At 42.7% G+C, this 26,828-nt stretch carries 23 protein-coding genes and 1 other RNA gene; 10 read left to right on the forward strand and 14 right to left on the reverse strand.

Annotated features, from left to right (window positions below; genetic code table 11):
* Nucleotides 1–4: 4 nt before the first annotated feature.
* The gene (gene gatC, locus DESPCE1_RS0119505; RefSeq protein ID WP_019851430.1) at nt 5–289 is read right to left on the reverse strand and encodes an Asp-tRNA(Asn)/Glu-tRNA(Gln) amidotransferase subunit GatC; all 285 of its coding nucleotides are present in this window, start codon (nt 287–289) and stop codon (nt 5–7) included.
* Between the two features lie 335 nt (nt 290–624).
* On the opposite strand from gatC, the gene DESPCE1_RS0119510 reads away from it, so the two are divergent.
* The 3 genes from DESPCE1_RS0119510 (at nt 625) to DESPCE1_RS0119520 (ending at nt 4,900) form a co-directional block, all read left to right on the forward strand.
* On the forward strand, nt 625–2,184 hold the full coding sequence (locus DESPCE1_RS0119510) for a DUF4118 domain-containing protein (RefSeq protein ID WP_019851431.1): 1,560 nt from the start codon (nt 625–627) through the stop codon (nt 2,182–2,184).
* Complete coding sequence (locus tag DESPCE1_RS0119515) at nt 2,174–2,872, forward strand: response regulator (protein ID WP_014795700.1); 699 nt, start codon at nt 2,174–2,176, stop codon at nt 2,870–2,872. The genes DESPCE1_RS0119510 and DESPCE1_RS0119515 overlap by 11 nt, the downstream gene beginning before the upstream one ends.
* A 201-nt stretch (nt 2,873–3,073) precedes the next feature.
* Nucleotides 3,074–4,900 (forward strand): APC family permease, encoded by a 1,827-nt coding sequence (locus DESPCE1_RS0119520; protein ID WP_019851432.1) that lies wholly within the window; start codon nt 3,074–3,076, stop codon nt 4,898–4,900.
* Between the two features lie 34 nt (nt 4,901–4,934).
* On the opposite strand, the gene DESPCE1_RS24105 is transcribed toward DESPCE1_RS0119520, so the two are convergent.
* Nucleotides 4,935–6,005: a PrpR N-terminal domain-containing protein gene (locus DESPCE1_RS24105; RefSeq protein WP_019851433.1), complete on the reverse strand. Its 1,071-nt coding sequence runs from the start codon at nt 6,003–6,005 to the stop codon at nt 4,935–4,937.
* 198 nt (nt 6,006–6,203) lie between these two features.
* Nucleotides 6,204–7,403: a CynX/NimT family MFS transporter gene (locus DESPCE1_RS0119530; RefSeq protein ID WP_019851434.1), complete on the reverse strand. Its 1,200-nt coding sequence runs from the start codon at nt 7,401–7,403 to the stop codon at nt 6,204–6,206.
* Nucleotides 7,404–7,556: 153 nt separating this feature from the next.
* On the opposite strand from DESPCE1_RS0119530, the gene DESPCE1_RS0119535 reads away from it, so the two are divergent.
* Nucleotides 7,557–8,972, forward strand: a complete 1,416-nt coding sequence (locus DESPCE1_RS0119535; protein ID WP_019851435.1) for a sorbosone dehydrogenase family protein — start codon at nt 7,557–7,559, stop codon at nt 8,970–8,972.
* A gap of 132 nt (nt 8,973–9,104) precedes the next feature.
* Here DESPCE1_RS0119535 and DESPCE1_RS0119540 read toward each other — a convergent pair whose 3' ends face one another.
* The 7 genes from DESPCE1_RS0119540 to DESPCE1_RS23910 all read right to left on the reverse strand — a co-directional run bounded on the left by DESPCE1_RS0119540 (nt 9,105) and on the right by DESPCE1_RS23910 (nt 16,341).
* Nucleotides 9,105–10,679, reverse strand: a complete 1,575-nt coding sequence (locus tag DESPCE1_RS0119540) for an FAD-dependent oxidoreductase (RefSeq protein WP_019851436.1) — start codon at nt 10,677–10,679, stop codon at nt 9,105–9,107.
* Nucleotides 10,680–10,831: 152 nt separating this feature from the next.
* Nucleotides 10,832–11,788 (reverse strand): DUF2935 domain-containing protein, encoded by a 957-nt coding sequence (locus tag DESPCE1_RS0119545; protein WP_242835409.1) that lies wholly within the window; start codon nt 11,786–11,788, stop codon nt 10,832–10,834.
* A gap of 565 nt (nt 11,789–12,353) precedes the next feature.
* Entirely contained in the window at nt 12,354–14,222 is a 1,869-nt protein-coding gene (locus tag DESPCE1_RS22160) for a hypothetical protein (protein ID WP_019851439.1), read from the reverse strand.
* 347 nt (nt 14,223–14,569) lie between these two features.
* Entirely contained in the window at nt 14,570–14,890 is a 321-nt protein-coding gene (locus tag DESPCE1_RS0119560) for an ATP-binding protein (protein WP_019851440.1), read from the reverse strand.
* Nucleotides 14,874–15,266 (reverse strand): hypothetical protein, encoded by a 393-nt coding sequence (locus DESPCE1_RS23900; RefSeq protein ID WP_028305640.1) that lies wholly within the window; start codon nt 15,264–15,266, stop codon nt 14,874–14,876. Before DESPCE1_RS23900 ends, DESPCE1_RS0119560 begins: the two co-directional genes overlap by 17 nt.
* 227 nt (nt 15,267–15,493) lie before the next feature.
* Nucleotides 15,494–15,970: an IS21 family transposase gene (gene istA / locus DESPCE1_RS23905; RefSeq protein ID WP_242835410.1), complete on the reverse strand. Its 477-nt coding sequence runs from the start codon at nt 15,968–15,970 to the stop codon at nt 15,494–15,496.
* Nucleotides 15,922–16,341, reverse strand: a complete 420-nt coding sequence (locus DESPCE1_RS23910; protein ID WP_028305642.1) for a hypothetical protein — start codon at nt 16,339–16,341, stop codon at nt 15,922–15,924. The genes istA and DESPCE1_RS23910 overlap by 49 nt, the downstream gene beginning before the upstream one ends.
* Nucleotides 16,342–16,696: 355 nt before the next feature.
* Here DESPCE1_RS23910 and DESPCE1_RS0119585 point away from each other — a divergent pair, with 355 nt between their 5' ends.
* Entirely contained in the window at nt 16,697–16,882 is a 186-nt protein-coding gene (locus DESPCE1_RS0119585) for a hypothetical protein (RefSeq protein WP_019851441.1), read from the forward strand.
* A 276-nt stretch (nt 16,883–17,158) separates the two neighbouring features.
* Here DESPCE1_RS0119585 and ssrA read toward each other — a convergent pair.
* From ssrA to DESPCE1_RS23920, 4 genes are all read right to left on the reverse strand, one after another.
* Nucleotides 17,159–17,509: a transfer-messenger RNA gene (gene ssrA / locus DESPCE1_RS22805) on the reverse strand.
* Nucleotides 17,510–17,618: 109 nt separating this feature from the next.
* Nucleotides 17,619–17,954 carry a hypothetical protein gene (locus DESPCE1_RS0119590; protein WP_014795732.1) on the reverse strand — a complete coding sequence of 112 codons (336 nt, stop codon included), beginning with the start codon at nt 17,952–17,954 and terminating at the stop codon, nt 17,619–17,621.
* A gap of 323 nt (nt 17,955–18,277) precedes the next feature.
* Complete coding sequence (locus tag DESPCE1_RS23915) at nt 18,278–18,985, reverse strand: RNA-guided endonuclease InsQ/TnpB family protein (RefSeq protein ID WP_371200625.1); 708 nt, start codon at nt 18,983–18,985, stop codon at nt 18,278–18,280.
* A gap of 2 nt (nt 18,986–18,987) precedes the next feature.
* Nucleotides 18,988–19,485, reverse strand: a complete 498-nt coding sequence (locus tag DESPCE1_RS23920; protein ID WP_242835411.1) for a hypothetical protein — start codon at nt 19,483–19,485, stop codon at nt 18,988–18,990.
* Nucleotides 19,486–19,635: 150 nt separating this feature from the next.
* Between DESPCE1_RS23920 and DESPCE1_RS0119600 the strand changes: the two genes are divergently transcribed.
* The 5 genes from DESPCE1_RS0119600 (at nt 19,636) to DESPCE1_RS0119620 (ending at nt 26,766) form a co-directional block, all read left to right on the forward strand.
* Nucleotides 19,636–20,988, forward strand: a complete 1,353-nt coding sequence (locus tag DESPCE1_RS0119600) for a YeiH family protein (RefSeq protein WP_019851442.1) — start codon at nt 19,636–19,638, stop codon at nt 20,986–20,988.
* 72 nt (nt 20,989–21,060) lie between these two features.
* Entirely contained in the window at nt 21,061–21,426 is a 366-nt protein-coding gene (locus DESPCE1_RS0119605) for a hypothetical protein (protein WP_019851443.1), read from the forward strand.
* Between the two features lie 274 nt (nt 21,427–21,700).
* A complete protein-coding gene (locus DESPCE1_RS0119610) occupies nt 21,701–23,050 on the forward strand; it encodes a YeiH family protein (protein WP_014795735.1) in 1,350 nt (449 codons plus the stop codon).
* A gap of 186 nt (nt 23,051–23,236) precedes the next feature.
* Nucleotides 23,237–25,378, forward strand: a complete 2,142-nt coding sequence (locus tag DESPCE1_RS0119615) for a PAS domain-containing sensor histidine kinase (RefSeq protein ID WP_019851444.1) — start codon at nt 23,237–23,239, stop codon at nt 25,376–25,378.
* Nucleotides 25,375–26,766 (forward strand): sigma-54 dependent transcriptional regulator, encoded by a 1,392-nt coding sequence (locus DESPCE1_RS0119620; protein WP_014795737.1) that lies wholly within the window; start codon nt 25,375–25,377, stop codon nt 26,764–26,766. Before DESPCE1_RS0119615 ends, DESPCE1_RS0119620 begins: the two co-directional genes overlap by 4 nt.
* Nucleotides 26,767–26,828 lie beyond the last annotated feature (62 nt).

Below are 26,828 nucleotides of genomic sequence, written 5' to 3' on the forward strand. Positions count from 1 at the left end.
CTGTCTATAGTATACGGGGTACTTTAAAAGCTCCATCCTCTTCCTCAGGTGCATTAGCAAAGACAAGTTCCTTGTCCATACCAGCTTGGACTTTGTCTTCTCGAAACACGTTTATAATCGGGAGTACCAGGGCCGCCGGATCTATAGCACCGGTATCACATTGTTTCAATACCTCCATATAGTCTAAGCTTTCATGAAGAGATTTAGTGTAGGCGGTTATTTCCTCAGCGGTCAGCTCCAGGCGACTCGTGAGCGCCAACTGCTCTACATCTTTTTCAGCAATTTTCATTGGTTCACATCCTTTTTTATACAAAATAATTCATGCATAAGTTAGCTATTTTTCAAGCCAATCTATAGCGTAACTTACCTTTTTCGCTATTATTTACATTTCAACAATTCAACAAACTACCTATAACTCCTTCTCTTGCACACAAAATTCGTTTCAGGGCGCAAGAAAAGCGATTTTTATCCCTCACACCCTGCCTTCGGGTTGTTTTTCCGTTGGTTGGGGCAGCAGTTTTTTCTGTCCCGGCTCGGCTGAAGAGCCAGTTGAAATCTTACTGATTCATCTTGCTTAGACATTAAAATAAGAGTATAGTATATTCAATTTATGGTGGTGAAATTATGAGAAACAACCCTTTCGATCCATCTCAGATCACTAAAAACATCTATTTGTCCTGGTCCGATACCTTTAAAACTATCGGACTACTCTCCGCCGCAACCTTATTTTCAATGGGGCTGCGTACTCTGGATATTGGTGAGCAAAATATTATCATGGTGTATATATTATCTGTATTCATTATTTCAAGAATTACCAGGGGATATGTTTATGGCATTGTGGGTTCAGCATTAAGTGTACTCCTATTCAATTTCTTTTTTACTTCTCCTTACTACACTTTTCATGTTATGCAGGCGGATTACCCAGTAACCTTTCTGATTATGCTGATTGTGGCTTCTCTCACCAGTGCGTTGACAATCCGTGCTCAATCCCAAGCCCTGCTTGTTCTGGAAAGAGAGCACCGCACAGAGCTCTTGTATGAAATCAGCAAAGAGCTTCTTGTAACCAGGAAACTGGAAAGTATTATCCATTTAATTAATCAATACATGATAAAACTTTTTGAGCGATCAGCAATTTTTTATACGCAAAATCCTGAAATTTCAGAAGGTACCTTGAAGCAATCACCAGTGGATTGCGATGCTTCCTTTATGTTATCAGAGAATGAACGGACAGTGGCCCAATGGGTATTCCTGCATAAAGCCGACGCAGGAGTAGGTACAAATACCTCAATGGGTTCAAAAGCTTTTTATATGCCTGTTATCTCACAAGGCAAAGTTCTTGGGGTGATCGGCTTATCTTGTGCAAAGGGGGAGCTTAGTTCCAATAGCCGCTCCTTGCTGCAAGTCATCACCTCACAGGTAGCGTTAGCACTGGAAAGACAGCATTTATCGGATGAACAGAGAAAAATACTTGTGGAATCGGAAAAAGAGAAAATGAGAAGCAACCTGCTGCGGGCTATTTCTCACGACCTCCGCACCCCTCTTACAGCCATTTTAGGAGCAAGCTCGGCTATTCTCGAAAACCGTGAATCCTTGGATGAACGGACTCAATATCAACTGCTTTCTAATATCAAAGAAGATTCACAATGGCTTATAAGAATGGTAGAAAACCTTCTGTCCGTTACGAGAATAAAGGAAGGGACGCTGAATGTCTCGAAAACATCCGAGGCTGCGGAAGAAATTGTAGCTGAAGCCGTCAGCCGCATTCGCAAGCGGTTTCCTCAACAAAAAATACGGGTTGACGTACCGGATGAGCTGCTGCTGGTTCCTATGGATGGAACCTTAATTAAGCAAGTTATGATCAATCTCATCGAAAATGCAATCAAACATTCACCGGAAAACACAGCAATTGAGATTAAAGTCAAAAAACTCGAACGAGAGGCAATGTTTGAAGTCATCGATTATGGAACAGGAATAGAGGAGCGAAATCTTCCTTATCTCTTTGAAAGTGGCGTTCCCAATGGAAAACGAAGTGCTGATTCGGCAAGAGGAATGGGCATCGGCTTATCTATTTGCATGTCTATAGTCAAAGCACACCATGGAAAAATGAAGGCCGCCAATAAAAAAACTGGTGGTGCAATTCTTCGGTTTACACTACCTCTGGAGGGGACAGACGTTGAACAATAAACCTTTAATATTGGTTGTTGAGGATGATGAAAGAATCAGCAACTTTATTTCAGCGGCGTTAACATCCAATGATTATAAGGTAGTCAGAGCAACGAAAGGCAAGGAAGCCGTTTCCATGACTTCTTCCTATTGTCCGGACTTGATTCTGCTCGATCTGGGCTTGCCGGATATGGATGGCACGGAGGTCTTAAAATTACTTCGCCAGTGGACAGAGATACCCATTGTCGTCGTCTCAGCACGTGGAAATGAACAAGAAAAAGTCGAAGCCCTTGATTTAGGAGCAGATGACTATATCACAAAGCCTTTCGGAACCTTGGAACTCCTCGCCCGAATCAGAACAGAAATCCGGCATAGTCAAAAGAACTTCATGATGAGTCCTGCAGAGAACGAAAAGATGACGGTGGGAAATCTTGAGATTGATTACAGGAAGAGACGCATTTCACTTGAGGGAAAAGAAGTCCATTTTACACCCATCGAGTATAAAATTATCGTTTTGCTTTCTAAAAATATGGGCAAGGTCCTTACTCATGATTTTATCATGAAAGAAGTATGGGGCCCCTATACCAATGAAATCCAGGCATTGCGGGTCAATATGGCCAATATTCGAAGAAAGATCGAAAAAAACCCGGGAGAACCCAGGTATATTGTTACAGAAGTCGGCGTCGGCTATCGCATGATAGAAGAATAAGCATTCAATACATTGAGCGGTTGAAGCTGTCATTATCCTTTAATTAAAGGGTAATGACAGCTTCAGTCGTTTTTTTATGAAATCTTTATACGATGGATAAAAACCTTAATACTGTCTTTATATCATAGGTGCTATAAAGGTAGCATCAGGAGCAAAATCATGGGTTGTTTGCTTCGTGTATAAAAGGAGCTGAAAATAACAATGATCTCTTCCCTTAAACGGTTCTTAATCGGACGTCCCTTAAAGTCAACAGAGCTGGGAGAGCAAAGACTAAACAAAAAGAAAGCCTTGGCGATTCTTTCTTCAGATGCTTTATCCTCTGTAGCCTATGGTCCGGAGCAAATACTGATTGTTCTGGCCACAGTGGGAGCAGCCGCTTTCTGGTATTCTCTTCCTATCGCACTAGGAGTTTTGATTCTTTTGATCTCTTTGATTTTATCCTATAGGCAAATTATTTTTGCTTATCCTCACGGCGGCGGAGCTTATATGGTTTCTAAAAATAACTTAGGTATCACTCCGGGGTTAATATCTGGAGGTTCTTTATTGGTCGATTATATTTTGACAGTGGCTGTAAGTGTATCTGCAGGAACGGATGCTATCACATCAGCTTTTCCTGCCTTACATGCTCATAATGTGATGATCGCCGTTTTCTTTGTTCTTTTCATTACACTCCTCAATTTAAGGGGGTTAACGGAATCAGCTACTATTTTAGCCTATCCGGTCTATTTATTTGTAGTTGCCTTATTTATCTTGATTGGAGTAGGGGGATACACTATTCTGACGGGTCAGGTCTCACCTGAACTGCATACACCGATGGGGACGACTGTGACAGGATTAAGCCTTTTTTTGTTGCTGAGAGCCTTCGCCTCAGGAAGTTCGGCCTTAACCGGAGTAGAGGCGATCTCCAATGCCATACCGAATTTTAAGGAACCCGCTCCGAATAATGCCGCCAAAACACTGATTGCCATGGGGAGCTTGCTTGGCATCCTCTTTTCCGGGATTATACTCTTAGCGTATTTTTACGGAATTGCCCCAAGCGAAGAGGTAACCGTCGTCTCTCAGATTGCTGAAGGAGTATTCGGGCGAAATTACGTCTATTATTTTATTCAAGGAACAACAGCCCTTATCTTGATTCTTGCCGCCAATACCGGCTACTCAGCCTTCCCTCTTTTGGCGGTTAATCTTGCCAAAGATAAATTTATACCGAGAATGTTCACCATTCGTGGAGACCGTCTCGGCTACTCCAACGGAATCATTATCCTTGGGTTTTTATCCATTCTTCTGATCATTGCTTTTAAAGGACGTACTGAGCAGCTCATCCCTCTTTACGCGGTCGGTGTATTCATTCCTTTTACTTTGTCTCAAACGGGAATGATGGTTAAATGGTTTAGAGAAAGGCCCAAAGGTTGGCTGCCCAAGTTGCTGATCAATTCTACAGGTGCTCTCATCAGTTTTAGTGTGACTTTGATCTTCTTCTTAACGAAGTTCAACCAAGTTTGGCCCGTTTTAATCTTCATTCCAATCATGATTACTCTGTTTAAAAAAATTCGCAAACATTACGATGAAATTGCCGAACAACTTCGCATTTCAACCTGTGAAGAGGCGACACCGATTCAGGGAAATATCATCATCATACCTATTGCAGGAATCACCCGGGTTGTTGAAAACTCCCTGAACTATGCTAAATCTTTATCCCCGCAGCAGATTATCGCCGTCCATATATCTTTTGATAAAGAAGAACAAAAAAAATTGGAGGAAAAATGGGGACAATGGCAGACAGGCGTTCGGTTGGTCTCTTTGCATTCTCTCCATAGAAGCATTATTCAACCCCTGACTAAGTTTATTGATTCCATTGAACGTAGGACGACGGGATCTAATTATCAGGTAACCGTACTCATTCCGGAATTTATCCCTAAAAAAGGATGGCATCATATTCTTCATAATCAATCCAGCTTCTTGATTCGCACTGTTTTGCTCCATCGAAAGAATGTTGTTGTTGCAACCGTACCCTATCATCTTAAAAAGTAATCAGCAAAGCTTCAAAAATTGCACAGGGTGTTTTTTAGGCCATGACTCTCAGCTTATCCCCTATTCCTCTAAGCACTTCTAAATTCTGAGACAAGACTTGAGTCGCTTTTGCTTGTTCCTGGGTGATCGAGCTACTGGCTTCGACATTATTCTGGACTTGAACCACCGACTCATGGAATCTTTTCAGCATCTGTTCAATATTCTTAGCCGACCTGCTACTTTCATCCGCCAGCTTACGTACCTCTTCCGCCACCACTGAGAATCCCCGACCATGTTCACCTGCGCGGGCTGCCTCAATAGCAGCATTAAGTCCCAACAAGTTGGTCTGCTGGGCAACCCGTCGCAGGACATCCAAGATTTCCGTAATTCCATTCATCTCCTGAGTAGTTGTTTGAGCAATGGCGGAGGATTCCTGGCTTGATGCGGCAAGCTCTTGTGAAGATGCAGCTAGTTCCTCAACAAACGAGGCGGATTGTTCTAAACCGGAATACAGCTCCGATAACACCTGCTCAAAACGACGTGTTTTTTCGTGCTCCTTTTCCCGCTCTCGTTCCTGAGCTCTGGCTATTTTCAAAGCCTCGTTTACAGACCTTCTCACCGCAAGGGGCCCCGATTCCAGCAGCTCTACCATGTACCCTCGCTCTTCGGCAGTAGTGTAACCACCTTTGTCCCCTGCTATAGCGTGAACGCCGATCTTATTCAGCCGCTCCAGTATCGTTGGTATATCCCCCAGGGTGCTCCATGGTCTGATATGAATCGTTAGATCTCCTAAAGCAAAGTCTGAACTTTCCATATCCAAAAATCCCCTATGGGCTACTACACCCACTTTCGTCGCTCCTTCAGCGATGAGCCGCTGAACCGCTTCCAACATCTCGTCGATGGTCATGGTAAGCCCAACGATTGGCTTATCGGTATTTTCGCGCAGCAAATCAACCATCAGCCCCCGGCTAATCATCACATCAACTTGAGGATTGGCTTTGATGATCTCTTTGCCTTTTTCGAAGCTTACGACTTCAATGGGAAAAGATAAATTTAAATCTTGCCTTGTTTTCTCTGCAATCTGGGCCATACCGGGGGTTAGAGCTACGAAAAAAATTGATTCCATGAAGCGAATACCTCCTAAATAATTCTTTTCCCTAATCTTTAAGATCACACCCCGTAAATGGATAATTAGATAAAAAGTATAATAAATTCTAATATTCTCTTTATTCTAGCAAAATCCTCCAGAATTATAGTCACTCCTGAGAATCTTATAAAAAATAAAAAAGTCAGCTTTTCAGCTGACTTAAGAATGCAGACCTCTTCACTGATTTTCGCTTCTTGAACTCCTGGGTTTTAATCCCAACGAAAAAGCGATAATGATGATAGATACCGCTGCTAAAACCATAAACGAAATAGAGAAATTGCCACCTGTCCGGTCAAGGATTGAGCCAAGTGCAGATGGTCCTATTGTTGTGCCTAAATTCGAAGCAATCGTGAGCATCCCCATACCCATTCCTACCTCATGAGGTTTAACGGTCTCAGGTAGATGAGCAAATACGAAAACAGGTATGGGAGCAAAACCTATTCCCAAAGCAACTGCCCACAATGGCAGACCAGGGAAATGGGCGGCCATTAAAACGAAAGAAATTAAAATAATGACGCTCCCTGTGATCAGATAGGGCTTTTTGCGGCCGGTTTTATCGAAAGCTACCCCTATGATCGGTGCCAGGAAAATCGAGGCCAGCATGATCAAGCTTGTCAAAAATCCTGCCTGTTGGTTCGCGAGACCGAGGGACTGATAAAATTGGGAACCAAAGGTAACATAAGCTAAAAGCTGAAAATTAGCCAAAACCCAAATAGCCGCTAGGAACCATAGGCTCAAACTGCCTCTGAACTTTGGTGCCGACTGTCTGCTTACATCATCGGAATGAGTATTGCCATCATTTTTTTGTAAGGAAAGGGCAAAGATTACGAAAAGTAGAATGACTCCTAAAAAGCCTGCAACGCCGTACAATATAACTCTCCAGCCAAGGATTCGTCCCAAAGAACCAAAAAGGTTGGCTGCTAAGACAGTACCTAATGGCACGGCTGTGTTAAAAATACCCATCGCAATCCCGATATTCTTTTGATCAAAAAACATCGTGATTAAGAGAGGAGCGAGTACTACCAACACCGTCGCTCCTATCCCCGCCACTAATCTACACACTACTAAGAGTGAAAAAGACTCCGCTAAAGAAAATGCTACTAATCCCAGGATCATAATAATCAACGCAGCGATGATCAACTTTTTCATATCAAAACGGTTGGCTAAGTAAGCCACTATAAAAGGAAGAAAAATACCGGGAATTGCATAAGCCCCCATTAGGATCCCTGCCTGGGAGTTAGAAAAAGATATATCCACCATGATTTGCTCAAATAGTGGTGGCAGGACTTGTAAAGATAAAGCAAAACTAATCATCATAAAAAAGGAAAGTGCTAATACCACCCATTTATATGAGCCCTGAACCCGATGATTACCCAATTTTATCCCCTCCCCTAACAAATAATATATTTATAGAATCTTACCATATAAATACAAGGAAACCAATCCCATAAGTACCGTGACTTGGGTACTAATAAAATAGTTCAAATCATATTCTTAATAAAGAAAACAATAAGAAAGGGTATAAATTAGTTGATAAAAGTTAGTTTAAGGCCCATTATCAGTAAAATAAATTTACCCACGGTTCTAAAGACTGCGGTGCTTCCAGGTGACTCAATCGAAAGATTATTTATTGCGACCCAGACAGGAGAAATCTTTTACATCGGCTATGGAGTTATAGGGACCTTTTTAGATATTCGCCAACACATCATAAAGCTAGGTGCTTCTAATCACGGATATGATGAACGGGGATTGATCGGCCTAGCGTTTCATCCCGAATTTTATAATAACGGACTGTTTTATCTTCATTATTCAGTATCTGGAACACAAGGCCCAGGTGCTTTTCCAGGTGCCCTTCCTGAATCGTTTAAGCCTAACCCATGTGATGCCGGAACCTTAAACCTAAAGTGGGTAAACAGAGAACTACTCTATGATCATATTGATACAATTGAAGAATGGGTTTTGCGACCGAATGGTCAACCTCAAAAAAGGCGGACATTACTCAATTTAAGAAGACCATTTTTTAATCATAATGGTGTCAATAGCTTAAACTTTTCACCCGAAACAGGAAAACTTGTTTTAACAACCGGAGATGGTGGTTCAGGCTATGATCCATTTAATTTAAGCCAGGATACTATGGAAATCGCCGGCAAAATAATTGAGATTGATGTCATGAAGGATACATTCATTTATAATCCACCCGTTGTCACACGTTTCAATGAACTTCCTGGACCCATTCAGGAAACGCTCACAGTAATTGCCAAAGGGGTTCGCAATATTCCAGGCATTTCATATCAATGGCTCTATAACCAGTATATCAAATATGTCGGAAATGTCGGACAGGATCTGGTAGAGTCTATTTTTTCATTCGTTCAGTATAAACCCATACCGGTCACTCAGCTCGTTCAAGCTTCTTTAACGAAGTCTGAACCTGATCAAGAGGGATTTATTAACTTTGGTTGGCGTGGGTGGGAAGGAGCTTTTCCTACTTCGTTTATTAAAGTCTGCTCTGCAAATCCTGCTTTGGATGAGAAAACAATGGCTTATTACAATGACGCAGTAAAAACTTCTGTGGGGCGTATTCAACCTCTCATAAGTTATTTTCATAAAGATCCCCGGCCCGATAAGTTTGGAGGAACTTCACTTACAGGAGTCCAGCCCTATATGGGGAATGAAATCCCCTATTTAACGGGAAGCGTTGTGTTTACCGATTTTGCCCGGAAATCTCAATTTCCGGTTAGAGGGGTTTTAGCTTATACCAAGGTAAGGACAGATTGTAAACTTAATGATTTTAGTGTTATTGAAACCGATTATAATTTTGGGTCTCAATCGGCCTTTTATGTTAGTTTGGGAACGAATTCGGATCAAACCAGACTCTATTTAGGGGTTTATAGTTCTATGAGAGTGACTGATCCTAAACAAGGTACTGTCTTTGCAATCATCCCATGATCAAAACCTCATTTCATTGTCCATTAAGCTTGCCATAGTTCCACTGTGTAAAAAATAAATCCAATACCGAATAGCGCATGATCAGCATTGGATTTATTTTTTGTTGAAGATCCTCAATAACTTCTACACATCTTAATAATCTTCTTTAATAAGTTTCTCAATAGTGTTTACTTCATTGTGTCTATCCAAAGGTTTAAGTGCGGGACCTTCTATTACATCGCCTTCATAAGTAAATCTTGAGCCGTGACAAGGACAATCCCATGATGTCTCAGCGGAATTCCAGTTTAATTCACATCCCATGTGGGTACACGTTGTGTTCACTACGTGCAGTGTACCTTGTCCATCTCTATAAGCTCCAGCTCTTTGACCATCGGCTTTAATAATTTTTCCCTCATTCGGTTGAATATCTACACTCTCCGGAAGAGGAGAAAGTTTACCTTCGATGAGCTTATCTGCTACATTGAGATTTTGCACAACAAATTCCTTGGCGGAGGCCCCTATCGTTCCTCTTGATGGATTATAAACATCCTGCCAAGGACTTTCCCCGTGTACAATCAGGTCTCTTAATATCATTGAAGAGGCCATACTGTTCGTCATTCCCCATTTACCATACCCGGTAGCAATATATAATCGGGGAGTATTTGACGTGAAATGTCCCACGTAAGGTAAGCCATCCAATGTCATACAGTCCTGTGTAGACCATCTATAGGGAATATCTTCGACGGGAAAGGTTTGCTCTGCGAAATCCACTAGTGCTTCATAATGTTTAATTGTATCCTCTCCTTGTCCGGTTTTATGATGTTCCCCTGTAACAAATACTAATTCCCCTTGATCTGAAGTTTGGCTGCGGAGTGACCGACCGGGTTCCTCTGCCGTAATATACATACCACCTGGATAGTTCTCCTTCATTTTGATGGCAATAGCATAGGCCCGATCCGTATATAGTCTCGTGAAGTACATTCCATGTTTATTATAGAATGGGTAATGAGAAGCTATAATAACCCTTTGTGCTGTTACTTTTGTTCCCCTGTCGGTCATTAAAACATAATCACCATGATCTCCGTTGTCTTCAATGTCTACAACCCTGGTTTGTTCAACTATCTGAACTCCGTTATGGGTGATTTTATCGGCAAGAGCCAACAAAAATTTGCGAGGATGAAATTGTGCCTGATCATCAAAACGTACAGCAGCCTTTATATCAAATGGTAATGGTATTTTATCAAGATATGTAGCTTTAATGCCGAAGGAAGAGGCGACATTCGCTTCATTGACAATATCCTCACTATATTTATCTTCAAGAGTGTATACATAGGCGGATTGTGGGACAAGATCGCATTCAATATTATATTCTTTTGCTATCGACTGATACATCTTTATGGCGGTTTGGTTGGCATCTGCATATTGCCTGGCAAATTCCTCGCTTATTTTTTTTTGTACCTTTTGATAGATCAGTTCATGTTGTGAGGTTATTTTTGCAGTGGTATGCCCAGTGGTACCTTGTAAAATGTGATCCGCCTCAAGTACTACTGTTTTTACTCCCTCTTTACTCAGCCAATAGGCGCATAATATACCAGTAATACCGCCTCCGACAATTGCCACATCAACCTTCATATCCTTATCCAAGGTGGAATAATCAGTATTGGCTGTTGAGGCCATCCAATAGGGTCGAGGTGGTTTTGTAAAATACTCTTTTGTCCTTTCGCTCATGATGATCCCTCCATATAGCCTTGTCATAGTCTTAAAGTTTATTTTGCACTCTCTTACAGTGAAATATCCGTATAAACTAAAGAGTAGATAATTATTAAGGGGTAAGGCCCTGTGCCTAACCCCTATTTTTTGCTATACAATTTTTCTTTATTTTAAGTATAAGAAGCCCACCCTTTTCCGCCCTTAAACTCCGGTACTCCTCTGTTTATTATGCGAAGATAATAATTTGCTTCTCGCAAAAGATGGTCCGTAAGCAAAGCGGTCATAACCCCTTTAAGTTGGCACGCAAGCAGCATCTCTGTACTTGCTGCTTTGAAATCACGGATGGCAACAGTAGCACGCCGACTTTCACTCGTCATTTGTCCCAGGTTGATTGGTGGTTTTGCATCATCGGGAAATTTGCTAACCAATTGGTGAAAGTGCAGGGCGAAATCATTTGCTTTTTTGATCATTGCCTGTTCGGAAAAATCCAGGAGTTGCCTCATCGCTTCAGCATGTACCATCATATTGTAGTTCCAAAACTTTTCTGCTTCGGCCACACTGGAATAAGGATCAAGCACTTGATGATTCTGTAACCGTCGCAAAAGTGTAATATAGTTGAGGGTTTCACGGCGTTGATGGGCATAAATGGACGGTATCTTGGTGGTATATAACCGACAATGGATAGCATCCTGATACACTTTCTCCATAAATTCAGCAACAGAACTGGCACAGGTCAAAATTTGTTCGTTTAAAGCGGAAATATTGGCAACGCGTTCGGGACTTAATACTGGCGTGGACAAGGGCCCTGGAGTTAAATTAGACTCTTCAACAGTGATCGGTATTCCAATCCTAATCCCGGTTAACTCTACTGTTTTTTGTTCAGCCAACAATGTCTTACCAGTCAACAATTCCCCGGATAATAACACCTCAGGACTGATAACTCCATTGGACAAACGAATTGTCTGATGTAAAAAGCCTTCAAACAGACATTTAAATTCTTCGGCCTGTTGGATATAAGAAACATCTTTGCACATTAAATTTGCTTGCATGAAGATAAAGTGCTCTTTTATAATTCTTGTCCAAAAAAGATTGAGTTCAAGTGACTCTCGAATATAGTATTCTGCCATCGACACAGTACTCATAGGCACACCCCTTCTAAAGTGTATACAGCTAATGACACTTATCTGTCAAAGCATATTCGCAAATTCAGCAAAAATGCTACCTTTTCCCTTGCCTAGCTGTGGGAGGTCTTGCAACCAATATTGTACCGGAGATGGTAGAAATTCATGGGGAAGCGAGAAGCCACAATCTGTCCGACCTCCAAGCAATATCAGACAAAATCAAGGGCACATTTGAGGGTGCAGTTACTGAACAGGGTGGCAAACATCAGGTAACAGTGCAGCGTGTGTATGGCATTCCATGTGCTGTCTTAGGAATTGGTACTCAGAAAATACATACTACTGAGGAGTATATAAAGATAGACGATCTTTATAAGACAACAGAATTAGCAATTGAATTAATTCGGCATACTGGCGACCAAAAAATAACTTAATGGAATAGGTCAAATACAGCATAAATAGGGATGAAGGCAAAACCCCGCACCCCTATGCAACTAATCTCTTCAAAGCCCTGAACTAGCTCAGTGTTCATTCTAAAATTTAAGCTTTTAGACATTTTTGCATCAAGTTTATTCTATTCCTTATTATCATATACCCCATCGCAAACATATATTGTAAACTCATTCCAATCAGTTACTATATACATAACTTCATTTCCACAAGCTAGCACGCAATTTTTTAGCCTTTTATTACCTTCTATGCTTGTCCAGCTATATGAAGAATAACTATCATCATTAAGATGAAAAGTCTCACCTATTGCATATGAGGGTATCTTAATTTGCCAGCTTCCATCTTTCCACCTGTTATCATCATTATTACGATTTATTTCATTAACAAGATTCAAAACATCACCGTAATCACCTAAGTAACCTAGCATCACATTTCTAATGCTGTCTATTAATATTTGAGATATGCTTTCATTATGTTTGTACATTTTGAAAATATAAAATGTACCTTTAGAAGCCTCTTTATAAATTTCCATGTCGCCAGTAGCCGTTTTTCTTATGTGATAGACACCTACCTTTTTATAAAAGTTCTTGTAAAATACAGTGATTGTAAAATCATCCTCATCAGCATAAGGATCAATTGAAACGAGTCCATTGTTATTTATTGAAGCTACTTCTGGATTAGACACAACATAAGATGTATTTACATCTGTCGTAATATCTTTTTCTGATCCATCATCCATATCTGCAGTAACTTTAAGCTGCATGGTTTTATTGGGTAATTTTGTGTTATATACATTTATCTTTTCCGGTTTAGGTAGATCCAAGCCTAAAGCCTTCTCAGGCGTTAGCACATTACTTTTTTTTTGATTTCCTGTCTGCCCATATTCATTGTATCCCCAAGCCCATATAGTTCCATTATTCTGAAGAGCTATTGTATGGCTATATCCCCCTGCAATAGTTTTAATTTCCGGCAAATCGTTTACCTTTTGCGGAGTTTTCCTCTTGATTGTTGTTCCATCCCCCAGTTGACCATCATAATTCATGCCCCATGTATATACTGTCCCATCATTTTTGAGAGCTATAGTATGCAATTCACCTGCTTCAATTTCTTTTATATCCGATAATTCTGGCACTCTCTGAGGCGTTGAACACCTATATGTACTGCCAGTGTCGTAGCCTAATTGGTATTGTCCATTAGATCCCCAAGTCCATACCGTTCCATCATTTTGTAAGGCTATAGAATGATTCGGGCCTGATGCAATTTTCGTTACATTTGATAAACCCGGAACTTGTATCGGTGTCAGTATCGGTATGTAATAATCAATTTTTGCCCCATCTCCCAATTGTCCATAATCGTTGTAACCCCAAGCCCATACAGTTCCGTCGTACTTTAAAGCCATGGAGTGAAGGCCACCGGCTGCAATTTCTTTTACATTTGATAAGCCGGTAACTTGCACCGGTGTAAGTCGATCAATTATTGTTCCGTCTCCCAATTGTCCCAAATGGTTAGCTCCCCATGCCCATACGGTTCCATCTTTTTTTAATACCATAGTATGGAGGCCGCAGTAGCTTGTTATATGTTGAACACCTGTCAACACCTTTACTGGTGTATACTTGTGAAATCTTGTTCCATCACCTAGCTCTCCGCTACTATTACACCCCCAAGCCCATACAGATCCATCTTTATCTAATGCTATACTATAGTTACTACCTGCTGCAATTTCTTTAATATCACTTAACCCATATACCTTAACCGGCTTTATACTATCTAAAGTATCGCCATTTCCTAATTGCCCGAAAAAATTCTTGCCCCATGCCCAAACTGTTCCGTCACTCTTTAAAACTATAGTATGCCCACCCCCTCCTGCTGTGCTTATTACGTCAGTGACTAAATCATCAGCATATGCTAAATTGCCGCCTGGAAAAAAAGATAAAAATAGTACTAAGGTTAAAAAAACACAAGACTTTTTAATGTTTTTTCTTTTGTAATACATCTGCTTCTCTCCTTATATAATTTTTTTATGTGTAAATTATTACATAAAAATATATTAAAGTATTATATGTAATAATAAGGAATATTATACCATTTGCTTTGCTGTTTGCATATTAAAATTGTTGCATAATTCTTGCAAAATATGATGTCAGCTTCTAAAGTTATTAAGTATCCTAAGTCCTCACATATATCCGACCGAGAAGCACATTGTAAACTTGTATAGTAGCGTCAAGCGAAAAGTTGCCCACTGTGATAGCCAAAAAATTGACCACCCCAAGGCGGTTACTTTCGATTACTTTAAACCATGGTTAGCTATGCTTTTCTCTGCTTTCCTTGAACCGGTAGGATTCACCGATGAATGGGATTAAATTTACATTCAGCAAGGGAAATGATCTTGTTTTTGGGGAGTTTAGGTATGCTGGTAAAGTCGAATCCCTCGATCGTTTTAATCTCTTGAATCCGTGATTGTTTTAAGCGTGTAGTTAATCGTTTCTGAGCTCGAAGCTCTACTTCCTTGGCCAAGCAAGCGGCTAAAAAGGAGGTCGGAGTTTGGTTCTGAGCCATAGCGTCACGGGCTAAATCCCTAAAATTTACTTTTAAGCCAGGGAGTTTAAGCTGTTTACAATAAATATCAATCACAGCCTCTTTAGCATCAAGCAGCTCCGTCATGTTGAGACCCTCCCATTAGGTGATCATACTTTGAGGGCGCGTCTACCGGAACATTAAGATGGGTTAAAGATGATTCAGATGCTTCCTTGACTAAAACCTTTGGATTAGAGAACTGTGAGTCGAGAATCTGTCGGATGGATTCTTGCGTCGGTGAGTGCAACTCAAGCCCCTCTTCCACGGCAGCAAGAACATCTTCAAACCGGTATTCAAGATTAAGTAAAAGGATCTTCGCAAATTCGCGATACCCTTCAGGGTTTTTACTGCATAATTGGATTCTTAGCTTTTGGTATACCTCGGGAAGCTTTCTGACCACCAGAGCATTTTTGGCAGCCCGTGGTTTAATCTCGATGATGGGTAAGTAATGCTCTAGTTTCATGACCTTCTCACCACGGCTGTAAGAACGTTCGTGTACGGTGACCAGTTTTGTAGAGTCATAGACTTCAATTTGGTCAACAAATGCCTCTACTCGGAGATTACGATTACCATATAGTAAAAGTTACGATCGAGTTGGAAGAGGAGCAAACGGCTTGTAGAAACCATATGGGTTCGGGAACATTGAAATGGTATAGAGGGAAGAGCCCTAAGACCCTCACGCTCTTGTTCCTATTCCTTTATCCGAGCTTTACGTTGCTTCTCACACCAAAGTAAAAGTTTGTCATTAAGTTCATCAATTGAACTCAAATGTGGAGCAGGAGTCATTGCATTACGACGAACGAATTTAACGAGGTTTTCGACCGAGCCTTTTTCATTACCGCTGGCGGGATTACAAAAGTCGCTGTCAAATAAGTAATTAGCCCTAAGGCTTGAGAAAAGGGTATGTTCTTGGCGATGAGGTCCTTTGAGAGTCTTGGTGACTGCCGTTTTTAGATTGTCATAAACAAGGCTTGCAGGGACTCCGCCCAACCATTCAAAAGCTCTTTTATGTCCCTCAAGAAAAGCCTCCAACTTTTCAGTCGGTGAAGCCCATACAAAGGGTACAAGGCTAGCTTTCATTCTAAGGCAGAATAAGGAGATTTCGGTTAACTTACCATTTAGATATACCTTGGTTCTACCCCAATCGACTTGGGCTTGTTCGCCCAATCTGCCGTTAACGGCACAAACATTTCAATGTAACGTTTCTTTTCTTTCTGAACAAACTTTCTAACCGTTGATTCGCCACCGGTAAAGTTGAATTCTTCTTGGAGAAGCTCAAATATTCTCTTTGCTGTAAGCCTTTGTTTAGGTGGTGCAGATTGATCTTGCTCCAACCACTCTTGAATAACTTTTTTATAGGGTTCTAAAACTGGTGAGGGCCTGTCTTTAGTAAGGTTGTATCGTGGACTATTGGAATCTTTAAGGGCTTTGCGCACTGTCTGACGAGCAACATCCAAGTTTCGACTAATCTTTCGGATGGACCACCCTTCAACAAAGTACTTTTTTCTGATATACTCTTTATCGACCATTCCTAACATGTCCTTTCCCCCTGTAACGATTGTTGTCTTAGCAACTCCAATCATACAGGATTAGGCTCTTAGGGTGGTCAACTTTTTTATTAGCGTTCATTAAATTAGTGATCAACATTTATGTTAGCACTACTAACCGCCTTGCATAAACTACCATATTGTGGCAAGTCTTATAGACAAAGCATAAACTGTAGTATCTTCGAGTAAAGGAGGAATTCAAATGGCACTTGGTTTTGACGGAGTTGAACGTCGTGAAGAGAGATTCGAAGGTATTGCAATCGTAGTTGTAATCATTCTTTTGCTTATCGCAATGGGAATCGTGTTCTAGTCTAAGTGCAAAATTTTAAGGAAGGAGGGATTATTAATGGGCGGATTTAGTCATTTTCCTCATATTTCACCGGTCGGTGCCCCACCACACATTGGGCCAATTGTAACTAGTCGTCCCTCTGTCTTCCCTTGCGCGCCAGTTACAGGTGTTGGCGTTGGCGTTGGCGTAGGAATTATCTTTATTGCAATTCTTATTTTGATTGCTCTTGGTGTAATTTTCTAAAAAAAATAAAAGGAAGGCCAGGCGAATTACCCTGGCCTTTTTGTTGTCATAAGGGGCTAGTTAATATTTTACCTAGCCCCTTTAATTGAAAGAGAAGGAACAGTCATACGTTTAGGATTAAAGCAGACAGCATGGATAAATAAGCAAAAGGACTTCCTCTTTTCCGCCAATGAAGAGGAAAAGAAAAAAGTCCTTCAAGATTATGTTGATCGAATTATTATTAAACCATCTAAGGATATTAACAGTTTGACGTAGAAATAACCTACAGGGTTTATTTGGTGGAGGCGAGGGGAATTGCACCCCTGTATCGAAGAGCTGCCACAAAAGCGTCTACGCGTGTATCCTTCTCTTTAAAGTTCACCTCATGGGCTCCAGAAGGCAGGATCCTTCCGAGGCTATCTCGATAATCTTAGCTAATAACTCCGAGAATTGTCATTAGAGCAGTCCTACTCATTTGACACCCTGACCCTTCATCGTAGGCTAAGAAGGCAGGATGCTAGCGGCAATTAAGCTGCTAGAGCGTAATTATCGTTGTTAACTATTAAGGTCCACCGTTTAACGAGACCAGGTGGAATCTCGACGCGCAACTCTTGCCACCGCTTCCCCGAGCGAGTCTAAAACGCCCCCTTGTGTTGTTTTACAATACATAGTATATCATTTTTTTGCATAAATGATAGCGGTACATCTTACTTTTCCAGCTTTTCTTTAGATATTTTTGATAATAATTCCAAATGATCTATTCTTTCTTGAACATCCCTTCAATTTTATCCTTATATTTTTCTGCTTTGCCTTCTAACTTATCCGCAATTTCTTCGGCCTTATCTTCCACTACATCCTTTAATTCTTCAGCACGTTCCATCATATCTCCCAATTTATCTTCGATGTAATCTTTAATTTCTTCCGCCCGTCCCGCAATAACCCCGGCTTTGTCTTCGGCTAAATCTTTAATTCCTTCAACCTTTTGCTTTACCTCAGGTTTATCCAAAAGTTCCTCTGTCTTTTTCACTGCACCGTCGATGCGCTCTTTCGCTGCATCCACTACTTTATTCAGATTATCCTTTAAATGATCCATCTTTAATCCCCCTTTTCTCGCTTTAACTTTTTACCTTTATTACTATAAATATTCCACTTTTTCACAATTATAGCATATCCCTTCCCCTTGCAACAACTCTTGTTGACGATATCGAATGAACATGTGACAATAGGAATGAACCTCCCCGACCTACACTACGCTAAGAGGATCGGGGCTTCTGGCTAATACCTTATGTCTGCCTCAAAGGGTATGCAGCTTGCTTACCCCACCCATAGGGCGTGAGCCCATCACTCGGCTGCAGCCAGCAACTGTATGCCCTGCGGCATACGGGCCAGATTCATGGCTTCTACTACTTCCCGCCTTCAGGCGATCCGTAGATACTTGTATTCTTTTAAAACGATCTCTTGGTAGTGGCCATATATGTGTTGGGTTAAAATGTTACTCGCTCCATGCAGATCCCGATGCTGAACATAACCACATGCACAGCGATACTTTCTGGAAGAGGGTTTCTTTCTCTTCCCACAAACGGGACACGTTTGTGCGGTGTAAGCTTCATTCACTTTCTTCAGGCTGATTCCTTCAGCAGCTAATTTGTACTGTAAATAGCGCAGGGTTTTGCTAAACGTCCATTGGGATAGTTTCTGGTTGGTTCTTCGCGAACGCTTCCGCTTAGTTTGTTTCTTCTTCGGTGAAGTGTGACGTTGAATTCCTTCTACATCCCCTACGACCACATCCTTGATGGTGTTCTCCAAGCACCAATGGACGAATTCGCGAGTGGTTTTATGGAGGGCATCGGTGAGTTGAGCCCGGCTTTTACTGAGGATATAATTTAAGGCTCGCCGATATTTTCTCCACTGGCGGGAACCTTTTTGACAGTGGGCCATCTTTCTTTGCAGTTCCTTTATTTTCGTATTCCGCAACCGCTTGATGCTGCGAGCTTTGCGCCCGGTAATGATAAGGCCTTGTCCCTGATTGGTGACTGAAGCGATGATGTGAATTTCACCTAAGTCAATGGCTGCTACGCCTTGGTCTAGATTTTCTTTAGAATTTATACCATCCTCAAAGGCAATCGCTAATTTAGGCCCCGGTCATAGACAAGTTCAATCTCTTTCATTTGCCCGGGAGGTAGTTTAGCAAGATGAACGATGATGGGTTTCTGACGCTTACCCTCCAGAAGACCTAAGCTTAACTCGATTCTGCCCTTTTCACCGATGCGAAAGCCATCCTTTTTCCATTTAGTATTATAATGGTTCTTTTCTTTATAGGGGTAGCGGATTTGAGTGTACCCTAAGACTCTCGCTTTCCGGGCGTTTTCACGAGCATCGAGATACCGCTCATAGACCGCCTGGATGGATTGACTGTGGATGGGGTATTGCCCTTTCGTAGTTAAGTGAAGCTCCTTGCGGTTCAGCCAGGTGTTAGTTTTTTGGTAATGGTCTTTAGCTAATTCAAGGCACTGATTCCAGATCTGGGCAGAAATCCGATTACAGGCATAGAGACGATTGAGATTTTCTTGGGAAGTATGGAAATTGAGTTTATAGACCCGAATGATGACGAACACCTCCTGCATCTGTTCTACCAATATTTTACCATAAGGCGGGAGGTATTGAGAACAACCGTTCGGGGAATAGTTTGGGGGCGGTGATTCATCTCACCACCTAAGAGTGAGATGAATCACCGTATGATGATAAATAGCTTGAAAGAGGAGAGGGATCAACCATTGGGCTATGTATCTACAACAAAAAAATCCACGACTCCTTCGGGCGGCTGGTCCGATCTTTGGAAACAAGAGGATTATTGGGCCATGTGGCTGGGTCTGACGATCGTACTGCTGGCTATCTTATTTTGGAGTACCGGCAATAATTTCATGAATTGGATTGTCCTGAAAATACCCGACTACAGTGATTATCATACGGGACTGAATTATATCTTCGATCATAAAAGCTCCCTTTTCGTACTTTATCTGTTTTTGCTCGTTTTATGTTCAATAGCTATAAAAGCCCTGACCGGTGAAGTCAAAGGCTTCTTAGTAGGTTTTACCTTTCTTTTTTTATTAAGCATTTTAGTTTCCTTTTTAGGCTCCTGGGATATCATGAAACGCTATAATATTGAGACTCCCCTTCTGGCCCTTTTGGCAGGGCTGTTAATCAGCAACTTTTTAAGGATTCCCTACTGGCTGAGTACCGCTCTGCAGACTCAGTTTTATGTCAAGTTAGGCATTGTGCTGATGGGTGCTTCCTTGCCTTTTACCCTGATTATTCAAGCCGGTTCAACCGCCTTCGCCCAAGCCACCATTATTGCTGTGGCAACCTTCCTCACCATTTACTGGACGGGCACGCGGTTTTTGGGTCTCGATAAACGGTTCGCAGCAACCTTGGCTGCAGGAGGCTCCATCTGCGGTGTCTCTGCCTCCATCGCCATTGGGGGTGCGGTGAAAGCAGAAAAGCAACATGTGTCCATTGCTATCTCCGTGATTATTCTTTTTTCCATTATCATGATTTTTATCCTGCCTTTAGCCATTAAAGCTTTGAATGTTCTCCCTGGGCCGGCGGGAGCTTGGATTGGTACGGCAGAGTTTGCCGATGCTCCGGGGATGGCTGCAGCCGCTGCCATCAACGAACAAGCTATTAAAACCTTTACCCTTATGAAGGTGGTCGGCCGTGACATGTTTATTGGCATCTGGTGCTTTATCATGGCTCTCACATCCGTCACACGCTGGGAAAAACGCTATTCCGGAACCAGCCCCAATGCACTGGATATCTGGTTTCGCTTTCCGAAATTTGTTTTGGGGTTTATTATCGCCTCCATTATCATTACGATTTTAGCCGCTTCGGCTGATGCCGTTACTTCAAAAGCCATCGACAGTCATATTATCAACCCGATTATTGAATTGCGAAATTGGGCCTTTATTCTTACCTTTCTTTCCATTGGACTGTCCAGTCGTATAAAAGAGCTGGCTTCAGTAGGCTGGAAGCCCTTTGCCGCTTTTTCTGCAGGGGTTCTAGTCAATATCCCCTTGGGTTACCTCTTATCGGTGGTCATTATGGGTAATTATTGGACAACGATCAAGTAACTATCGGCAAAACTGTCACCTTGGCTTGCAACGCCTTGTGGCTAGTTTATATAAAGTAAGGAGAGTAACAACATGCACCCAGATAATGAAACCTGCGTACAAAGGGCACGATTCTTTTTCTATTTTTCTGAAAAAACCTGGGAACCTGGAGAAAAGCCTCCCTTAGAAGACATCCTGAAAAGCAAGAAGATCAGCCCGCAAGCTGTCCGCAATTTAAAGGACTTTTTGTCTATCCGATTAGAGCGGATTGCTGCTATGCTGGAGCTTCTGACGGAAGCCCATGACGATTGGGCCATGACGGGCAAAAAGGAGTATATCCTTTTGGAAACGGAAACTTATGATTTTAATCATGCTCTCAAACTCCTTAAAGATCATGGCTTTAAGGACACTGAATTTGTCCTTAAAGTGGAATATACCCGCAAATGGGGCGTTCTGTAACCTGACATTATGTCCGGACAATTTGTCACAACCAGACAAATTGTCCGGTTTTTTTATTATCTCCCCAGCTTTGTTAAGAACCCCGAACCCCTTTATTTAAGCTAGAATTCACAAGAGCAAATCGTTGGCATAAGAATTGCTTATAAATTAGTTTACGAAATCAAATAGTACCTAAACAAATACGACAAAAGGAGATGACAGTATGTTTTATTCCTCAAGCTGAACCCAGTCTTTGGGCAAACCGGTCTAAAAACTACTTTTGGAGGGTATTAAGATGGCACAAGTTGAAACTAATAAACCAACCTCTCCTTCCGGAGGCTGGTCCGATCTTTGGAAAAAGGAAGACTATTGGGCAGTTTGGCTTGGTTTAGGGGTAGTCTTAGTTGCTATTTTGCTCTGGTCCACAGGCAGTACCGCTATGAAATGGATGGCCATCAGTGTACCGAGCTATTCGGAATTCAGCAAAGCAGCAAGTTATGTCAGCACTCATGTCAGCGGAATTATCGGTCTCTACCTACTGTTTATCGTCCTCTTCTCCATCGCCGTGAAAATTCTGGGCCATAAACTAAGCCAGTTTATTCCGGGATTTACAATCGTCTTTATCATGAGTCTCGCGGTCACCGTGTTGGGGTCCTGGGATGTCATGAAAAAGTTCAACCTGGAAGCTCCCCTTCTCGCTCTTGCCGTTGGACTGATTATCGGTAACTTTATTAAGCTTCCCAAATTTATGGATGCTTCCTTGCGGACGGAGTTCTTTGTTAAAACCGGGATTGTACTCATGGGCGCCACCCTTCCTTTCACATTAATTCTCCAATCCGGTCCGGTGGCTTTTCTTCAGGCAACCATTATTGCTGTCACCACTTATCTGACCATTTACTGGGCTGGAACCCGCCTCTTTGGCTTAGATAACCGTTTTTCCGCTACTTTGGCTGCCGGCGGCTCTATCTGCGGCGTATCCGCTTCCATTGCCATCGGGGGTTCCGTTAAGGCTGAAAAGCAGCATGTCTCCATTGCCATTTCCTTAGTTGTTGTTTGGGCCATTGTCATGATCTTTGCTCTTCCCATGTTTATTAAGGCCTTTAACATTCCTCCCGGTCCCGCCGGAGCCTGGATTGGAACTTCTGAATTTGCCGATGCGGCAGGGATGGCTGCGGCAGCCTCCATTAACGAACAAGCCATCAAAACCTTTACTCTCATGAAGGTCGTGGGACGGGATATGTTCGTTGGGATCTGGTGTTTCATCATGGCTTTCATCTCGATCACCAAATGGGAAAAACGCGAGGATGGAACCAAACCGAATGCCGGTGAAATTTGGACTCGCTTCCCCAAATTTGTCTTAGGCTTTTTTGTCGCTTCTATTATTATCACCGCCTTGGTAGCAGGAGTGGATGCCCCTACTTCAAAGGAAATCTCTGCACAGGTTATTGGTCCCATCAAGGAGTTAAGAAACTGGGCCTTCATCTTCACCTTCCTTTCTATCGGTTTAACCACTCGCTTCAAAGACCTCACTTCCGTTGGCTGGAAACCTTTTGCCGCTTTTACCACAGGGGTTTTAGTGAATGTACCTCTCGGTTACATCCTCTCGGTCATCGTGATGGGCAACTACTGGACAATGGTTCAATAAGGTTCATCGCCATGCCCAGCGCGGCGCACCCCATCAAGAAAAAGCCTTCCACAACCGGGAAGGCTTTTTCTCATAACCGGACTCAAAAAATTTCGACATGAACATTAAAGGGTTGTATTATATACTGGAAGAAGCTTAAGCATGATTTTATGGCAATGATGAAAGCACTGGGATGGAGGCCAAACCTTGAAAGAAAATTCAATTCCCTGGTGGATGCGTATAAAAGTACATTTTCTCTTGTTTGGGATCGCCATGTCGATTCTTCCTCTGTTTTTTCTGGGCTATTTAGGTTTTACATCCGTACGGCAGAATCTTCAGATGGATATTTATGAGCAAAACTTTGACCAAGTCTCCGTACTTGCCCGGGAAATTCAGGATGCCATCGCCACTATCGAAAATAGCTTAACTTTTACGAAGACAACTACTGTTCATGCCTTGACGGGAAGCGATGAAGCATCACGTCAGTTGATTTTGGAAACCTTGTTGCAGAAAGAACCTTCACTTAAAGAGCTTAAGGTTTATGATGCCAACTTTAGAAGCATAGCTCAAATCAATCGTCAGGCAAGTGCTCCGCCGAATTCATCAACCAACGCCCCTGAACCTATCCTCTCTTCAGAACGTCTCTCTCCTATAAGTGACCTGTACTTTTCCCAGGAAGGCCAACCTGAAATCCGCCTTACTGTGGCCATTCAAGACCCTATGGATGGAAAATTCCTGGGGCATCTGCAGGGAACCATCGAACTAACAACGATGATCAACCGCTATTTTAATTTTCATTTAGATGAAGGAAAATATGTCTTCTTAGTTGATCGGTCCGGAACATTGATAGGCCAAACAGATTCCGATCTTCATTTCCATGAGGAAGACCTTCGTCAGGCTCCTGCCGTCCAAAGTTTCATGGCGGGAGAGCTTTTTTCCACTGGGAGCGAGTATAAAAATTATGCCGGCGTGAACGTTATTGGCGCCTTTACTTCTATGGATACCCCCAACTGGGGGGTATTTATCGAACAGCCTGCTCACGAAGCCAATAAACCCATCTTTGAGTTGGCCCTTCGCCTCATTATGATTGCCGTCTTAATCATGGTCCTGGTGATGATTATCAGCATTTCCTTTGGCTTAAAAGTCGTTCATCCCATTGAGAATCTTGAATCTCAAGTCAGGCGAATTATCCAGACCGGCGACTTGGAATCCCATATCCCCATTGAGAGCTGGGATGAAATCGGCAGACTGGTAAAATCCTTTAACCAGCTGCTGAATTCCTTAGATCAAAAGAATGAAAATTTAAAGAACGAGAAAGAACTCTTGACCACCGTCGTAGATGGAGTCGGCGCCGGAATGGTGCTGTTGGATTCGGAAAGAAAAATACTCTGGTGGAATACGAAGTTTGCCCAGTGGTTTGGTCAGCAGTTCGCCCATCTCCCCTGTGAGCAGGTCATTGCCGGACAAGGAACAGAGGATATCCTCCTGGAAAACGGCCGGACCATCTCTGTCTTTCTCCATGAGGAACGCCGGCATTTTCGTCAGATGTACTATGAACTGTCCCCGGATAATCCTGAGAATGCAGCTTATCTCCTGCTCCTTGATGACGTGACTCAGGAAGTGGAGATGGAGGCCCGCATGATTGAGACGGATAAGATGGCTGCCATCGGACTTTTAGCCTCGGGGGTAGCTCATGAAATTAATAACCCCTTAGCTGTCGTTGCCGCCTATAGTGAGGATTTACTTGAACGTTTAGACGAAGAGGATTCCGGCCCCAGCCAAGAAGAGATTAAGCTGGGCTTTGACACGGTCTTGGAGCAAATTGTCCGCTGCAAGCAAATCACCGATGGTTTGCTGGGTTTTGCCCGCAAACGCGATTCAGGCAGTGACCTCATTGATCTTGGGATAGCCAGCGCTCAGACTCTGGGACTTTTGGAGCATAAGGCCAAACAAAAACATCTTCACATTCAATTTCATTCAGAAAACAGTCTCTTCGTCTTGGGCAATGAAAACGAATGGCAGCAAGTCGTGCTCAACCTGGTGACCAATGCACTGGATGCTTCTTCCGAAGGAAAAGCCATCGATGTCCGGGGGTACCGGGAGGGCAATACAATACAGTTTATCATCCAGGATTATGGAGAAGGCATTCCTCAGGACCATCTCAAAAAAGCCTTAGATCCGTTTTTTACCACCAAATCCCCAGGCCAGGGCACAGGCTTAGGTTTATACGTGAGTTATGGAATTATTGTCAAAATGCATGGTGAAATGGCCCTAGAAAGTACGGAAGGACAGGGCACTAAGGTGAAAATTTCCTTGCCCTTCCATGAAGCAGGAGAACAAAGCTCATGAAGCACAGTCAAAAAGTTTTAATCCTCGATGATGAAAACACTTTGCGAACCATTATCGCTCAGCGTTTAAAGCGCAAAGGCTATGACGTCTTGGAGGCCGGCACGGCCAGTGAAGGGATGGCTTTCCTTAAAGATACTTTAGTCGATGCTGTCTTATTGGATATCAAACTGCCGGATGGTGATGGGCTGACCCTGCTGCCCAAAATTAAGCAGATCCAAACAGATCTGCAGGTCATTATGCTGACCGGGAACGGGACCATTGAGTCCGCCATTGAAGCCATGAAACTCGGCGCCTATGATTACCTGACCAAGCCCTGCAATTTATCAAAGCTTGACATCACTTTGCAAAAAGCCCTGGAAAACCGCAAGCTGTTGATGGAGAATACCGGACTGCGCCAAGTTGTCAACCGCCAGACTCCAGAGTTAACCATCATTGCGGAAAGTGAAGCCATGACTTCACTCCTGGAGATAACGCATAAAGTTGCTCAGACGGATACCTCTGTCCTTATCCAAGGAGAGAGCGGTGTAGGCAAGGATCTGATTGCCCAAGCCATCCATTTCTGGAGTTCCCGAGTCAATCGTCCCTACATCCCCGTCAATGCCGGGGCCATCCCTGAGGCTCTCATCGAAAGCGAACTTTTTGGACACGAAAAAGGCGCCTTTACCGGTGCCGGGACTCAAAAAATCGGCTTAGTGGAAATGGCCGACAACGGCACCCTCTTTCTCGATGAAATCGGGGAAATGCCTCTATCTATTCAAGTCAAGCTGCTCCGCTTTTTAGAAAGCGGAGAATTCAGACGGGTTGGCGACACCCGGCTGCGACGGGTTGATGTGCGCATTGTGACGGCGACCAATCGCGACCTGTGGCAGGAGATCATTCAGGGAAGGTTTCGTGAGGATCTCTTTTACCGCTTAAATGGGCTAACCCTCCTGGTTCCTCCTCTGCGGGAACGGCGCCGGGATATCATCCCTCTTGTCAATCACTTCCTGAAAACTCAACGCAAAGATTTGCTCCATGAGCGGTATATCTTATTGCCGGAGACCCAGGAACAATTGCTGAATTATGATTTCCCTGGCAATATTCGTGAACTCTTCCATCTTATCGAGCGCGGCCAAATCTTATCCTCCGACGGCACCATCACCCCCAGTGACATTTGGCCGGAAAAATTGACTCAAGTTCTGAAAGCCCCACCAGCTTTCGATTCGAAAGAAGAATTCTTCCGTATCTTTCAGAAGTGCTCCTATCCTTCTTTAGAGGATGTGGAAAAGGCTTTTATCCTGTCTACCCTGAAAAAGGCCAAAGGACATAAAACTCAAACAGCCAATTTATTGGGAATTAGTGTGCGCAATCTCTATCGCAAACTCCAGGCTTATAATATGAATGAGTAAAGATACAGCCTTATCTTGACGATATGACACTCCTGTCATACACTTAAGATGACAACTGTGTC

The sequence above is a fragment of the Desulfitobacterium sp. PCE1 genome (assembly GCF_000384015.1).
In the GTDB taxonomy this organism is placed as follows: Bacteria; Bacillota; Desulfitobacteriia; order Desulfitobacteriales; family Desulfitobacteriaceae; genus Desulfitobacterium; species Desulfitobacterium dehalogenans.